Origin of the sequence: Rummeliibacillus suwonensis, from assembly GCF_007896435.1 — a bacterium.
GTDB lineage: Bacteria > Bacillota > Bacilli > Bacillales_A > Planococcaceae > Rummeliibacillus > Rummeliibacillus suwonensis.
In genome coordinates this window covers 1,802,376-1,818,451 of sequence record NZ_VCBL01000001.1, presented here as the reverse complement: position 1 = coordinate 1,818,451, position 16,076 = coordinate 1,802,376, and the positions used below count along the sequence as shown (strand labels likewise).

The window sequence follows — 16,076 nt, the reverse complement described above, 5'->3', positions numbered from 1 at the left end:
GGAGGAGAGAATGTAGTGCGGTACGAAGAAGAACATATTTTTAAAGCCTTTTCACTTTTTACGCAGCTTGCACAAAATGGGGTTGTTTCGGGTGATTTAGCACGCGCTTATAAAATTGAGGAACCTGTTCGTTCATTAACAGACCACTTTGTTGGAGAAATGGCAGCCGTTTGTATTTCTGTTGGGGAGGAATTGTATTTAATACCCGAAACAAAATTATCACCCTTCCATATAAGCAATGAGGAATTAAAGAAAACGTACTTATATTCAAAGGCAACGAATGTGGATCTATATTTAATGTATTTTTGTACGATTGTACTACTTGGCTCTTTTTATGACAGTTATCATTCAGTAGAACCAACATTAAGATTTATCACAATGGATCAATGGCTACAAGAAGTAAATAAGCGTATGGCTAGTTTAAAAGAACATGATGATGAACAACTAAAAAAATTAGAAAAAGAATTTTCGTATCGTTGGATAACATTAGTGGAGAAATGGGATGCACTAGACGATGTGAAAGAAACTTCTACCAAACAAACAGGGAATACAATAAGCAGGCTTAGTTTTATTGATACGACTAGACGTTTTCTAGAAAAAGAAGATATCATCACATCTATTGGAAATGGCGAACTGGAGTTAACGGAAAAAACAAAAGTGATTATTGGTCGCTATTTTATGGATCAGGATTTTAACCGAGGAATTCTTGAATTCCTATATTCTTTTGAAGTAAAAGAAGATATGCCAGGAGAAGGAGAGGGATTGCATGCCAACAATCAGTAAAATTCGTTTGACAAATGTTATTTATGAGCAAGGGCAAAAACGCTATCATGATGAGCTTTTCATATTTGATGGTTTTAACGGAGCGATTTTACTTGAAAATGGTGGAGGAAAAACGGTATTTATCCAAACGGTTCTACAAGCAGTGATCCCGCATACGAATTTAGCTGAAAGAAAGATTAAAGATACGCTTTATTTAGAGGATGGGCCCGCTCATATCGCTATTGAATGGATTATAAACGATAAACCACGCCGTTATGTTGTGACAGCTGTTTCGCTTTACAAAAGAAATAATAATCTAGAATCACTTCGTTACGTATATGAATATGGACTCAATGATCCTCACAATATTGAGTCTATTCCATTTACAGAGGAAACATCTGAAGGGACAACGGTAGCAAGCAGAAAAGAAATGGCAGAATACTATTCTTATATGGCAAGTCAATATCCAATAAAAGCAAAAACGTTTCCGAAATCCATCAGAAGTTTTCAACAATATATTGAAGATCATTATTTTATCGTCCGTAATGAATGGGAAAGTATTGTTAATATTAACGCATCGGAAGGAAGTATCGAAGAATTTTTCGAGGAATGTAAGAAAACGAATGAATTAATCGATCGCTTACTAATTCCATCTGTAGAACTAGGAATTGCAGGATTTACGAAACATGAATTTGCAGATATATTTGAAAACCAACGAGCACAATTAAAACAATATAAAAAATTACGTGAAAAAATTGAAGAAAATAAATTACTCCAAAAAGAGTTAGAAAAATATGTGGCACAATTTAAAAAACTAGATGATAAGGAACAGCAGTACAATGCCTCAAGAAGTATCGCAAAAGGCTATCATACATTGCTTGTTGAAACCATTGAAAGTATTCAACAGGCTTTATCTCAAAATGAGGAACAGCTTAAACTCTATCACAACAAATTAAAGCAATTCCATCAAAAACGTCATTCTGTTGAAATTCTGGAACAACAAAACAAGCTGGATGTGTTAAAAAAGGAAGAACAAGAATTACATGAACAGCTAGAAAATCTTGAACATCGCTTACAATCGTGGAAACACGAATATTATTCCATTCAATATGCGGAAAAACGTGAAAAATATAGCCAAGTGGCTAGTAATTTGGATTTTTATCGTGAACAATTAGCCAAGTTAGAGCAAGATGAAAATATTGAAGAAATCAATAACCAATTAGAGCAAGTCAAAGGACAACTTCACTATCAATTTTTGAACGACAAAGAATCACTTGAACATCAATTACGGGATCAACAGCTCAAAAAGAGACAATTAGAAGACGAGCAACAAGCATTAAAGAAAACAGCTAAAGAACAACAAGCGCTTATACAACAAACGAATGTAGAAAAAGCAAAAACGGAAGCAAAGAAAAATGATGCTGAAGAAATGATGCGAAAACTAAAAAAACAACTTGTTTCCAATGAAAATGAGAATATTCATCTATTGCTTTCTAGCTGGATTGATGAAGTGACGACTTTAGATAATGAAAATGTAGAACTAGTACAACAGATCAAAAAATCAACTCAAACAATAAAGCAGGAGAAGATGGAAGCGGAGCAACTTCAAAATAGAGAAAATGATGTGAAAGTTTCCATGGCAAAAGTGGAGCAAACGATTCATCAGTACGAACAAGCACATCAATCTTTACGATCTAGCCTAGTACAAAAATTTTCGCAATGGGGATATATACAGTCACTTTATGAAAAATATGAGACGCTCCATATACAGTTAGAAGAAAAGGTACAGAAAACAGAAAAAGAAAGAGAACAAGCCCTTCAAAAAGAGCGATTAGCGAAGCGCTATGTAGATGATTACGCAGATCAACAGCAGTTTTTTGCGGATCCTTATATTGCCAAACAAATGGATCAGTGGAACCAATTCTCCCATTTAGAAACGGGGACAGATTATATCCAGTCCATGCAAGAAGATTTTGAGGTAGATCTGACAGCCTATCCTTTCTGGAGTACGACACTTATTACGACGACTCAAGAAAAAACAATGCTAGTTGAAAAGGTCTCATCTATTCAACATGAATTAACATTCCCTATTTTCATTTTATCAACAAGTGAAGCTGCTAATATGATAAAAGGGGTGTCGAATGATCAAGAAGTAGTTGTTCCAGTCATTTGGCAAAGCAATCTGGACGACACTTATTTTGCCAATTGGAATGAAGAGATTCAGCAACAAGCAAAATTAAAGGAACAAGAGAGAAAAGAATTGGAAGATGAATGGAATGAATTACGACAATACAAATCATCTTTTGATACATTTTTCATCCAATATCCGAACGAAACCTATTTAGCAGAAAAAAATCATTTCAATGAGTTAAAACATGAACTACAAAACATCTCGATACAACTTAAGAATGTAAAAGAAATGATGAAAATCAATGAAGAGTTAGCCAAACAATACGAAGTGCAGCACAATGAGAATGAAAAAAAGATGCATTATTTGCAAGATGTGAAAATTCCAAATGCAAAAGAGTACACGCAAAAAGAAAAAGAAGTATCTCAGCTGCGTACTTATTTGAAAAGCTTATTTGCACAACTTGAAGAAGAAAATAAAAAATGGAATCAAACAGAACGTCATCTAGAAGAAGTCACAGATTTGCTGAATGATTGCCAATATGAAATTTCAAAGATCAAAAGTGCGATTCATTATGAAATTGAGGAAAATACCTTATTTAGAGCAGTAAAATCGTTCAAAATGATTGCGAATACAATCCACAGAGAAACATTAAAACAAAGCTACAATCATCTCACAGATCAATTAAAGCAAATACAAACAAGCCGTAATTCTTGGGAAATTCAAACAAAAAATAGCGAAAAAAGAATGGCTGAATTGGAAGAGGAACAGAAACGTTTACTTGAACAATTTGAATCGTTAGATAAGGATTATAATTTGCCTGTACAAGCAGGTGAGTACAGCTCTGAGCTTTTGAAAAAAATAAATCAAGCTGAAAACATGATACAAAAGCACAATCAGAAGATTCAAGATGCGGCAGTAGCCACGAAAACAGTGGAAAATAAAATAGATGGATTATTCAAAAACTATTTAGAAAACTATCAAACAAGAGAACTTGAACAATTCCATGAAGAGTTATTAATTGTGAAAAACAAATTGAAAGAAGAAGAAATAGAGCTGGAAAAACTTCATCAATTTTTAGAAAATGAACAGAGACGATACCAAAATGAAGAAAAAATATGCTCAGAAGGGGAGTCTATTTTTAATCGGTATGAACTTGTTTATAAAATTAATGACCCAAATTTGAATCAGGGATTATTGACGGAAGAACAAAGCAATCAGTTTCGTTATAGTATGTTAAACGTGATCGGGCAAACGGTTGATACGCTTCAACATGAGGCACAATTGGTGGAGAATGAACGAAAAAATGTAGACTATGCCAAGGAGAAATTGAATAGTTTCTGCAAAACATTGCACGACCCACGTTTGAAAAAGACGGCTATGGAGGGTGTCGAAAGTAAACATACCTATAAAGAAATAATGGAGCATCAACAATTACTCGAAAACCGAATTTTACAAACCATGCAAATTTCGGAAGCAGCAATTCGAGATTATGATGCGGAATTACAACAGTTTGTCACATATATTCATGAGCATTTGAAAATCGTTCGTGATAATCTGTTAGAAATTCCAAAGAAAACAAAAGTAAAGATAGAGGATAATTGGAAACCAATCTATGAATTTGTGATTCCAGATTGGGATGAAGAAAGTGGAAAAGAAAAAATACGGGATTATATTGATTGGATTTTGACGAGCATTGAATCGCCGCAATTTTTAGATGTTAACGGTGATGAGGATGCCGCTAAGATCCGTCACTTTTTAGAGAAATCATTTGAAACAGTTCCGATTCTTCGTATTGTTATTGGTGATCATACGATGAAAGTAAAATGTCGCAAAGTAGAAAGTGATTCAAAGATTTCAAGCAACTATTATTCATGGGAAATGTCCAATCAATGGTCTGGTGGTGAAAAATGGAGTAAACATATGGCCTTGTATTTGGGGATATTGAATTTTATCGCTGAAAAGAGTAAACGGATAGAATCAAATGTCAAAAGGAATCGCACAGTATTACTAGACAACCCATTTGGTAAAGCCTCAAGTAGTCATGTGCTAAGCCCAGTCTTTTTCATCGCAGAACAATTAGGCTTCCAGATCATTGCTCTGACGGCTCATGCAGAAGGAAAATTTTTAAATGATTATTTCCCGATTGTCTATAGTTGCCGCTTATCCAACATTGAAAACTCTTCTAAGCAAGTGATGACAAAAGAAAAGCAATTGAAAAAAGCCTTTTTCCAAGATCACGCACCTGAAGCATTGGAACGACTTGGTGAAATAGAGCAGCTATCATTGTTTGATTAAATGGCTTATATTTGTTGATTAGGGAAGATAGGTCGGATGAATTTGGACCACAAACACGTTTGACTTAAACAAAAAGGTGAAAGGCAAATCGCTTTTTCATTTGGTGCTAACTGTTTAAAAATGAATACCACCTTGTCATGGAGAGGAGGGGCATAGTGTATCTTAAAAAAGTTTCTTATTTACAAAATCAAGAAATAGATTCCTCGATTTATCCTTTCAACATTCCTTGGTTGCAAAAATTTAAGTTTCTTGATTTTCCTTCTAACGTCACATTTTTTGTAGGTGAAAATGGGACTGGAAAATCGACGCTTTTGGAGGCTATTGCAGATAAATGTGAATTTAACACGGCAGGAGGGGGAAGAAATAATACTTTTGATGTGGATCAGGCAGAATCTGCATTAGGTGATTATATTCGATTGTCCTGGAGTCCTAAAGTTACGAGAGGATTTTTCCTTCGTGCAGAAACTTTTTATCACTTTGCTAGTTATATTGATGCATTAGAAGATCCAAAAAAATATGCAGCTTATGGAGGAAAATCATTGCATCACCAATCGCACGGGGAATCTTTTCTTTCGTTATTTATGCATTCGTTCAAAGGAAAAGCTATCTATCTATTAGACGAGCCTGAAGCCGCACTTTCCCCTGTGAGACAACTGAGTTTTATGAAAATCATGAAAGATTTAGAACATCAGGCACAATTTATTATTGCGACACATTCGCCTATCTTACTTGGTTATCCAAATGCTACGATCTATAATTTTGATAGTGAAGAGATTGAAAAGATTCGATATGAAGAAACCATTCATTATATTTTGACAAAACGTTTTCTACAGAATCCCGAAATTGTTTTCAAAGAGCTATTTAAGGATGATAATCTGTAATTTGGGGTACATACTAAAACCACATTAGGGTAGCAGATGATCGAGTGATTTTGTAGCTATAAGGTCTGGCATAGTTGATTCGAAAATAGAGGATGGGTTGAGTTGCTAATCTAAAGAAAAGAATTCTTGTTTCGCATGAACATGTCCAAATAATTGTTTTTAATGGGTTTTATGGAAAATAGTATAAAATAGAATGAATAATTGTTATAATTTATGTTAGATAGTTGGTGCTCAAGGGTGGTTAGCACACTCCCACTATGAAAGGGGGTGATGCTATGTCGGTATTTGAAGCATTGATGTTCGCGATTGCATTTGCGACATTGGTGATTTCAATTCTGTCATTTAATCATAAAAAATAACCCATCCTTGAGTTGACGGCTCTACAGGGTGGGCTATCTATCCTTTAAGCTAATCCCCTAAAAGGGAATCAACTATCAATTTGACCGCTTGATGTACTGACATCAAGCGGCCTTTTTAATGTATGTCTTTTCTTATTTTAGTATACGTTGAGCTTGTGATTTTTTCAAGTTTTTGTCCCAAATGGTGTTTTTATATTGCCTACGGAAAAAGGTCGTCTGCAACGGAAACCAAAGATTTAGGAATTACTATTAAATGGAATGCGAAACGAACTACTTAATATCTTCTGAACACCTCTTTGGAATAAAATAAATGATAAAATTTTGATAAAAATTACATAATAGGTTAAAAGAACTAAATATAATATATCCATTAAATGTATTTAGAAAATTTATCCACATAAAGTAGCATTTTATAAGTTTTACATAAGTATTTAGGCTGGAATGTTGTGGAAGCTCTTGACGAGAAAAAAGCCAAGCGCTATTCTATATATTGTTTAGTGATAATGATTCTCATTATCATTGATAAGATAATTTTATAAAAGGAGGGTACATATGTTAGAAGGTTTTGTACCTTGGCCAAAAGAACGTACCAAACAATATCGAGAAAATGGGTGTTGGGAAGGGATCACATTGGGAGAAATGCTCTCTCAACGTGCTGAACAATTCCCAAATCGTATTGTTATTTCAGCATATGGGGAGCAGGTCACTTATCGACAATTAGATGATAAAACAGACGAGTTAGCAAGTGGTTTTCAACAGTTAGGAATTGAAAAAGAAGATCGAGTTGTCGTGCAATTACCTAACTGGATCGAATTTATAGAAACTTGCTTTGCACTATATAAAATAGGAGCTTTACCTGTTTTTGCATTACCATCACATCGATATGTTGAAATTTCGTATTTCTGTAAGTTTACCGAAGCAAAAGCCTATATTTGTCCAAAATTTTATAATTCTTTTGATTATGAAACGTTGGCCAAACGCGTAAAATCGGAAACTGCTTCATTACAACATATTATCCTTGTAGGAGATGATGCAGAAGACTGTGTATCATTCTCTGCGCTTTACGCAAAGAAATCACTCCAAACGACGGATGTTAAAAGTAGCGATGTTGCCTTTTTGCAATTATCTGGCGGTAGTACAGGTTTATCGAAACTAATTCCACGAACACATGATGAATATATCTACACGCTAAAAAGAAGTGTAGAAATTTGTCATGTAACAGAGAAAACGAGATTTTTAGTCGTTTTACCAATTGCTCATAATTATCCTATGAGTTCACCGGGGTTTTTAGGCATTATTTATGGTGGCGGTCGGATTATTCTAAGTGATGGGTCAAGCCCTGATGAAGCCTTTCCTTTAATTGAAAAGGAACAAGTTACGATGTGTGCTTTAGTGCCCCCAATCGCGATTCACTGGTTAAGTGTAGCTCGCAATAGGCAAGAAGATTTATCGAGCCTAGAGGTTCTTCTTGTTGGTGGATCTAAGTTGAGTGCAGAAGTTGCTAAAAAGATTGCGCCTACATTTGGTTGTCAGTTACAACAAGTATTTGGTATGGCTGAAGGATTGGTCAATTATACAAGATTAGATGATCCTGAAGATCTGGTGGTTCAGACACAGGGACGTCCACTTTCTCCTTACGATGAAGTAAAAGTGGTGGATGAAAATGATCAAGAGGTGCCAAGAAATGCAGTAGGCCATTTATTGACAAGAGGCCCTTATACCATTCAGGGATATTATAAAGCACCAGAACATAATGCTAAAGCCTTCACAAAAGATGGTTTTTACCGTACAGGCGATCTTGTTAGTATAAATGATTTAGGCTATTTGACTGTTGAAGGAAGAAATAAAGACCAGATCAACCGTGGTGGAGAAAAAATTGCCGCAGAAGAAGTCGAAAACCATTTATTAGCACATCCAAGTGTACTAGATGTGGCGATCGTTGCAATGCCTGATGAATACTTGGGTGAGAAAAGTTGTGCTTTCGTTATTTTAAAAGATGAAAAAATCAAAAAGCGCGAATTAAAAGCTTTTTTACGTGAGAGAGGGCTTGCTTCTTATAAAATACCTGATCGGATCGAATGGATTGACGCATTTCCAAAAACTCATCTAGGTAAAGTAAGCAAAAAAGACCTTCGAAAATATATTCAAGAAAAACTAAATGATCAAAAGAGCAAGGTTTCAGTGAAAGGGTGACTTCCTATGACAAAACAAGAATTAAAAACATTAGTGCAAGAGTATCTGGATGAGGATCTGGAGGAAGTAGATTGGACAGAATCATTACTAGATTTAGGAATGGATTCCATCCGCATGATGGCGATTGTTGATGATATAAGAGTAACTGGTATAAATGTGAATTTTATGGAGTTTGCAGAAAAGCCATCTCTTGAAGGCTGGTATAACGCAATTACACTTCATACAAATTAATGGGAGTTGATCAAATGTTTTCATTGACAGAAGCACAGCAATCCATCTGGTTCGCTCAGCAGATGAAGGAAAAAAATGTAGCTTATAACACTGGTGAATATTTGGAAATTCAAGGTCCATTAGATATTGATCTTTTTCGGAAAGCTGCTTCTCATACGATTATGGAAGCAGAAGCATTGCATAGTAGGTTTAGTGATCAAGCGGGTGTCTTTTACCAACAATGGCATGTACCAGACAAAGTAGATATTCCTTATTTTGATTATTCGATAAAAAAGGATCCACAGAATTTCGTATTGAATCTGATGAAACAATTTGTGGAGGAACCATTAGATTTAGAAAATGGCCCCATCTATAGAACGGCCTTATATAAGGTGGATGATCACACACATTATTGGTTTTTGATGATTCATCATATTGTCAGTGATGCGTATAGCTATCAATTACTAGAACGTGCTGTACAAGAAAAATATAGAGCATTATTGGAACAAACTCCTATGAAACGTTCCTTTGGTTCTTTCGAAGAAGTTATACATGAATCATTAAAGGATCAATCTTCCGCTACCTATAAAGAGGCAAAAGAATACTGGCAATCTGATTTAGCAAAAATGGATGAATTAGCAACTTTGAGTGAAAAGAAGCCTGTATTATTTGCGCCAGTTATTCGTTATCATGAAAAATTTTCATTGGAATTTGTAACGACATTAAAACAATTTGCGAAAGCGAATAAAATGGCATTTCATGATTTGTTAATGGCTAGTTGGGCACTTTATATTGCGAGGTTTAGCCATAAAGATGAAGTCGTATTGAATGTGCCGTTTATGAACCGTTTTGGCAACGTTTCCATGAATGTGCCTTGTACAATGATGAATATGTTGCCCATACGCATTGTGATGAACAAGCAATCTAGCTTTAAGGAGTTAGTCGATGCCATTCAGGAGAAAACAAAAGAAGCAAAACGCTTTGGTAATTATCGATATGAACAGATTCGTAGAGATTTACAAATTCCAAAAGATGAACGATTTTGCTCGGCTCAAATTAATATTATGCCATTTTATGATGAATTCAAATTTGGAGAAGCTTCGGCGATAACAAAGAAAATTGCCATTGGACCCATTGAAGATATTTCATTGAATATTTTTGCTGAAGCAAATGGCGATTATACAGTGGACCTATTAGGAAATAGTGCTAGTTATGATGATCGATCCTTAGCCGATCACTTTGAACATTATTTATATTTGTTGACAGCATTAATAGAAAATCCGGATCGTCCAATGTTCTTACATCAAATGATGAGTGACAAAGAATTAGAACTTGTCATCCAACAATGGAATGAAAAAGGAAATACTTTCATAGACGAGGATGTTATTGATCTATTAGAACAACAAGTAAGGCGTTCGCCACAAGAAATAGCCATTGAATTTAAAAACAAAACGCTTACCTATGAAGAACTTTGGAAAGCGACTAATCAGTGTGCACAATGGTTATACGGTCAAAATATAAAACCAGGCGATTTTGTTGCCATTATAGCCGATCGTTCTATTGAAATGCTCATTGCGATGATCGCTACATTAAAAGTACGAGCAGCTTATATCCCAATCGATCCAACATATCCGAAAGAAAGAATCGAATATATGTGTCAGGACGCTCAACCTAAATGTATCGTAACAACAGAAGAGAATAGCCAATTCGAAAACGCTTTGTTATTAAATTCTGATTCTTGGAAGGTATTTCCCACAAATAATCTCTCGATCAAACGTTCCGTGTTTGACGCAGCCTATATGATCTATACATCTGGGTCCACTGGCAAACCAAAAGGTGTCGTTGTAGAGATGCATAATTTATCAAATTTCCTCCATGCGATGAATCAGCAATTGAAGATAGACAATGGAGATGCTTGGTTAGCAACAACAACGATCTCATTTGATATTTCAATATTAGAGTTCTATTTCCCATTATTACATGGTGCAAAACTAGTAATCGCTACATCAGATACCATTCATGATCCACAATTATTAGCGGAAACGATTCAAACAAACTCGATTACGATGATACAGGGGACGCCAACTTTATGGAAAATGATGGTCAAACATGCGCCAGATGCGTTAAAAAATTTAACTATTTTAGTTGGTGGAGAGGCATTACCTATTTCGCTAGCCAATGATCTGCAAGCCTGTGGAGCGAAAGTAAGGAATATGTATGGTCCAACTGAAACCACGATATGGTCTACAAGTCAAGAAATCGATGGAATGATAGAAGAAATGCCTTCACTTGGCAAACCGCTTGCACAAACCCAATTGTATGTATTGGATGATCATTTGCAACCTGTTCCAGTAGGCGTTATTGGTGAATTGTATATAGCAGGTCAAGGGGTTACAAGAGGCTATCACCATCGCAGTGCATTGACTGCTGAACGATTCATCGCCAATCCGTTTGGAGAGCCCGGTTCAAGGATGTATCGTACAGGTGATTTAGTAGCATGGAATCATAACGGTACACTAAGTTATATCAGTAGAGCGGATTTCCAAACTAAAATTCGTGGTTTCCGGATCGAATTAGGAGAAATTGAAAATAAACTAGAAGAACTGGCCAATATAGAGCAGGCCCTTGTGATGATCCACCTAGATAAAATGGAACAGCAACAATTAGTGGCATATGTCATAGGGAAAAACGTTCAACCAGAAGATGTCAAAGAACAGCTCGCAGCAACATTACCTGATTACATGGTTCCTATGTTCATCATGCCAATAGAAAAATTCCCACAAACGAACAATGGCAAAATAGATCGTAAAAAATTGCCAGCTCCACAATGGATAGAACGTGATTATGTCGAACCTAAAACCGATATGGAAAGAAATCTTTGCAGAGCTTTCTCTGAAGTTTTAGGGGTGGATAAAGTTGGGATAACAGATGACTTTTTTGCACTAGGTGGTCATTCTTTGATTGCAACAGAACTGATCATTAAAATTCGTAAACTGCATGGAGTAAATTTATCGATAGCCTCTATTTTTGAAGCTCCATCCGTTCAAAAATTAGCAACGATGCTCGACAATTATATCGATATTCTACCAAATGTTAAAAAGAAGAAAGTAGAGAAAGCTCCATTAACGGCTGCTCAAAAAAGACTTTGGTTTGTGGAACAGCTAGAAGGACCGAGTGCAGTGTATAATATACCACTTGTGATTACCTTCCCATCTTTAATAGATGCGTTTGCCTTAAAAGAAGCGCTTTATCAAGTAACGGAAAAGTATACGATTTTAAGAACTGTTTATATCACAAAAAACGGTAAACCTAACCAAGTGATATTAAAAAATCCAGGTATCCAAATGATGCAAAAAAATATCTCTTCTGAAAAACTAGCATCGGAAAAGCTAGTAGCAGCAAGACATTCATTTTGCTTAGAAACGGATACGAGTTTATATACAACTGTTTTAAATGTAGATCATCGCTACCATGTAGTCATTTTTACCTTCCATCACATTAGTATTGATGGCTGGTCTTTAAGTACCTTTTTGAAAGAAGTAGAAAATGCTTATCATCAGTCGATTGTTCGAGATGATCCATTACAATATACAGACTATACTCTTTGGCAAGAAGAAATTTTCCAATTACCGATGAAGGGATATCCAAATCTTCTCGAAAAAGAGCGTCAATATTGGAAACAACAACTTATTGATCTACCAGAGGAGCTACATCTTCCATATGATTACAAACGTCCAATCCAATCTTCTGTTAAAGGGGATGCGATCGACTTTACCATTTCACCAAACCTTCATGCCCAATTACAATTATTAGCGCAATCGCATGAAGTCAGTTTATTTGTTATTTTGCAGGCCGCCTTTGCCATTTTATTGACGAAATTGGGTGCGGGAGAAGATTTACCAATTGGTAGTCCAGTCGCAGGACGCTCTAAGGCGGAGTTACAAGATATGCTGGGCTTATTTATCAATACAGTGGTTTTCCGAATGGATACTTCAGGAAATCCTTCATTTAAAGAACTTGTCCAACGAATACGACAAATGAATTTAGAAGCGTATCAAAATGAGAATATCCCATTTGATCAACTAGTGGAACTGCATAACCCAACCCGTGTTCCTGGGAGACACCCGTTGTTCCAAGTCATGTTCGCTTTACAAAATACGCCTGAGATGAATATTGTTTTGGAAGGACAAAAAGGGAAAACCCAAATTATCTCTGCCAATACATCTAAATTCGATTTGACGATTGATATGCGTGAAAAGCATCTTCAGGAAGAGCCTCAGGGCATTGAAGTTATGGCAGAATATCGTACAGATTTATTTAAAAAACAAACGATTGACAAGTTGCTCATTCGATTCAACAAAGTTTTAGAGCAAATCGTCCAGAACTCTCAGAAAAATATTTCCAATTACTCCATTTTACTTGAGGGTGAGTTTGAACAAATAACGCATGATTGGAATCCGAAAGCTCCATTGATAGAATCTTCATCCATTATAAAAAGATTTGAAGAAATGGTGGAACGTTTTCCTGATCATCTGGCCGTGAAAATGGGGCAAGAAGAGATCACTTATCGAACATTAAATGAAAAAGCAAATCAATTTGCTCATTATTTAAAAGATAAGGGTGTGGGGGCAGAGGATTACATTGCTTTACTCATGCCCCGATCAGTAGACTTAGTAGTCGCAATCATTGGTGTTTTAAAAACAGGTGCTGCCTATGTACCTATTGATCCTACTTATCCAGAGGAGCGGATTCATTTTATTGTTCGAAATACAAAACCACTTTTCATCATTAGTGAGGAACTAAAAGAAATATCTTCTTTTAAAACAATTGTGTGGAAGGATCAAGAATTCGTGAGTGAGATTGCTCAACAGCCGGTTTCAAATTTAGGGATATCTATTCAACCACAGCAAGCAGCTTACGTGATTTACACATCGGGCTCTACAGGAGTGCCAAAGGGCGTCATTGTTCCGCATCAAAATGTCATTCGATTATTGGATGCCACAAATGATTGGTATCACTTTAACGAGTATGATTGCTGGACACTTTTCCACTCTTATGCATTTGATTTTTCGGTTTGGGAAATTTGGGGTGCCCTTTTATATGGTGGGAAACTCGTTGTTGTACCTTTTGAAACAAGCCGAGCACCTGAACAATTTTTGTCATTACTCATTCAGGAAAAAGTGACGGTGTTGAACCAAACACCTTCTGCATTCTATCAGTTAATAGAAGTGGATGCGAACGATCATCAGCAAAGTGGAGAACTATCCTTGCGCTATGTAATCTTTGGTGGGGAAGCATTGTCATTTGATCGATTAAAAAAATGGTATCAAAATCATTCGGACAGCTCTCCACAGCTTATGAATATGTATGGTATTACGGAAACAACCGTTCATGTTAGTTATCAAAAAATAGGTCAAAAATTATTGAATGGTGAAAATCAAAGCTTGATTGGGAAAGCCATCCCAGACTTGCAAATCTATGTATTAAACGAATGGCTCGAACCTGTTCCACCAGGTGTAATCGGTGAAATGTATGTAGCGGGAGCAGGTCTTGCACGTGGCTACATGGGGCGCAGTGCACTGACAGCCGAGCGTTTTATCGCCAATCCATTTGGTAAACCAGGTAGCAGGCTTTACCGTACCGGAGATTTAGCGCGCTGGACTACTGATGGTGAGCTTGATTATATTGGACGTATCGATCATCAAGTTAAAATCAGAGGATTCCGAATCGAATTAGGCGAGATTGAAGAGGTACTATTACGTCAGCCGAATGTTCATCAAGCGGCAGTTATTGTAAGAGAAGATCAGCAGGATGATTTACGTATTATAGCCTATGTCGTTGCGACGGATTTTGAAGAAAGCCGTACTCGACAAGCTATTCAAAAAGATTTACCTGATTATATGCTGCCAAGTGCGTTTGTGGAATTAGAGGCATTTCCTTTAACCAATAACGGGAAATTAGATAAAAAAGCGTTACCTAAGCCTGCTTATCATTCGAAGTCTTCAAAATTACCGAGAACGCCAAACGAGGAACTAATGTGTCAGTTATTTAAAGAAGTATTGAATATCGAAAAAATAGCCATTGATGATCATTTCTTTGAACTTGGCGGGCATTCTTTATTAGCCGTGCAACTAATGTCTCGTATTAAAGAAGTATTCGGAAAAGAGTTGACGATTGGACATTTATTTGAGGCACCAACAGTCGAAAAGCTTTGTCAACGATTGAATCATGAACAAGAACATTCTGCTTTAAACAACGTATTACCATTAAGGGATGGAATCACTCAAAAAGCACCACTATTTTGTATCCATCCAGCTGGCGGTTTAAGTTGGTGTTATGCAGGATTGATGCAGCATTTGGATATTCGACAACCATTATATGGAATTCAGGCCAGTGGTATTGCAAAAGAAGAGAAATTACCATCAACCTTAGCTGAAATGGCGAAAGAATATATTCAACAAATCAAAACCATTCAGCCTACAGGTCCTTATCATTTGTTGGGTTGGTCATTAGGAGGAAATGTTGTACATGAAATGGCGGTCCAACTGGAAAGCGCTGGAGATGAAGTGGGATTATTAGCCATTTTAGATGCTTATCCGCATCATAAAGAACGAAAAGATCAGCCAAGTAATATTTCAGAAGAATCATTGGTGGCACTATTGGCATTAGGTGGATATGATCCTGAACTTGTAGAGGGAGAATTGACGTTAGCTAATGTTATTCGTTTATTGAAAAAGGATGGTAGTGCATTAGCTAGCTTATCGGAAGATACGATGAAACGTTTAATGACCACTTATCAAAATTCCATAACATTATTGAAGCAGCACCATCCTAGAAAAACATCCTGTGACATGCATTTATTTCAATCTACTATTGTACCAGAATGGTTTGAAGCAATCGATATAGCGGATTGGCAACCATATGTTGGTCAAATTTCGGTTTATCCTGTTCGCTGTCGCCATAAAGATATGTGTCAGCCAGAACCTTTAAAAGTCATAGGGAAGGAATTACAACATTTATTGAAAAGGAGTGTTTGTCATGCACAATCCGTTTGATCACGAAGATGCTCAATTTATCGTTTTAAAAAATGAGGAAGACCAATATTCAATATGGCCGGAATTTATGACTATTCCTGATGGATGGAAGCTTGTATTCGGTTCGTCTCTTAAAAAAGATTGTCAGCAATATATTGAAGAAACATGGACAGATTTAAGACCAAAGTCTTTAAAGGAAAAGTTGGCTTAG

At 36.2% G+C, this 16,076-nt stretch carries 8 protein-coding genes; all 8 read left to right on the top strand.

Features of this window, described 5'->3' with window-relative positions; genetic code table 11:
* Positions 1–15: 15 nt before the first annotated feature.
* The 8 genes from FEU33_RS08405 (at position 16) to FEU33_RS08375 (ending at position 16,076) form a co-directional block, all read left to right on the top strand.
* Positions 16–783: a DUF6063 family protein gene (locus FEU33_RS08405; protein ID WP_146548938.1), complete on the top strand. Its 768-nt coding sequence runs from the start codon at positions 16–18 to the stop codon at positions 781–783.
* Entirely contained in the window at positions 767–5,188 is a 4,422-nt protein-coding gene (locus tag FEU33_RS08400) for a coiled-coil domain-containing protein (RefSeq protein ID WP_146548937.1), read from the top strand. The genes FEU33_RS08405 and FEU33_RS08400 overlap by 17 nt, the downstream gene beginning before the upstream one ends.
* 155 nt (positions 5,189–5,343) lie before the next feature.
* Positions 5,344–6,069 carry an AAA family ATPase gene (locus FEU33_RS08395; RefSeq protein WP_186731363.1) on the top strand — a complete coding sequence of 242 codons (726 nt, stop codon included), beginning with the start codon at positions 5,344–5,346 and terminating at the stop codon, positions 6,067–6,069.
* Positions 6,070–6,326: 257 nt separating this feature from the next.
* A complete protein-coding gene (locus tag FEU33_RS19395) occupies positions 6,327–6,428 on the top strand; it encodes a putative holin-like toxin (RefSeq protein WP_222433413.1) in 102 nt (33 codons plus the stop codon).
* 552 nt (positions 6,429–6,980) lie between these two features.
* A complete protein-coding gene (locus FEU33_RS08390) occupies positions 6,981–8,621 on the top strand; it encodes a (2,3-dihydroxybenzoyl)adenylate synthase (RefSeq protein ID WP_146548935.1) in 1,641 nt (546 codons plus the stop codon).
* Between the two features lie 6 nt (positions 8,622–8,627).
* The gene (locus FEU33_RS08385) at positions 8,628–8,852 is read left to right on the top strand and encodes a phosphopantetheine-binding protein (protein ID WP_146548934.1); all 225 of its coding nucleotides are present in this window, start codon (positions 8,628–8,630) and stop codon (positions 8,850–8,852) included.
* Positions 8,853–8,866: 14 nt separating this feature from the next.
* Positions 8,867–15,886 (top strand): amino acid adenylation domain-containing protein, encoded by a 7,020-nt coding sequence (locus FEU33_RS08380; RefSeq protein ID WP_186731362.1) that lies wholly within the window; start codon positions 8,867–8,869, stop codon positions 15,884–15,886.
* A complete protein-coding gene (locus FEU33_RS08375) occupies positions 15,870–16,076 on the top strand; it encodes an MbtH family protein (RefSeq protein WP_146548932.1) in 207 nt (68 codons plus the stop codon). Before FEU33_RS08380 ends, FEU33_RS08375 begins: the two co-directional genes overlap by 17 nt.

Coding starts and splice junctions, on each gene's coding strand:
- FEU33_RS08380 (WP_186731362.1), top strand. CDS start 8,867: ATGTTTTCATTGACAGAAGCACAGCAATCCATCTGGTTCGCTCAGCAG.
- FEU33_RS19395 (WP_222433413.1), top strand. CDS start 6,327: ATGAAAGGGGGTGATGCTATGTCGGTATTTGAAGCATTGATGTTCGCG.
- FEU33_RS08400 (WP_146548937.1), top strand. CDS start 767: ATGCCAACAATCAGTAAAATTCGTTTGACAAATGTTATTTATGAGCAA.
- FEU33_RS08390 (WP_146548935.1), top strand. CDS start 6,981: ATGTTAGAAGGTTTTGTACCTTGGCCAAAAGAACGTACCAAACAATAT.
- FEU33_RS08385 (WP_146548934.1), top strand. CDS start 8,628: ATGACAAAACAAGAATTAAAAACATTAGTGCAAGAGTATCTGGATGAG.
- FEU33_RS08375 (WP_146548932.1), top strand. CDS start 15,870: ATGCACAATCCGTTTGATCACGAAGATGCTCAATTTATCGTTTTAAAA.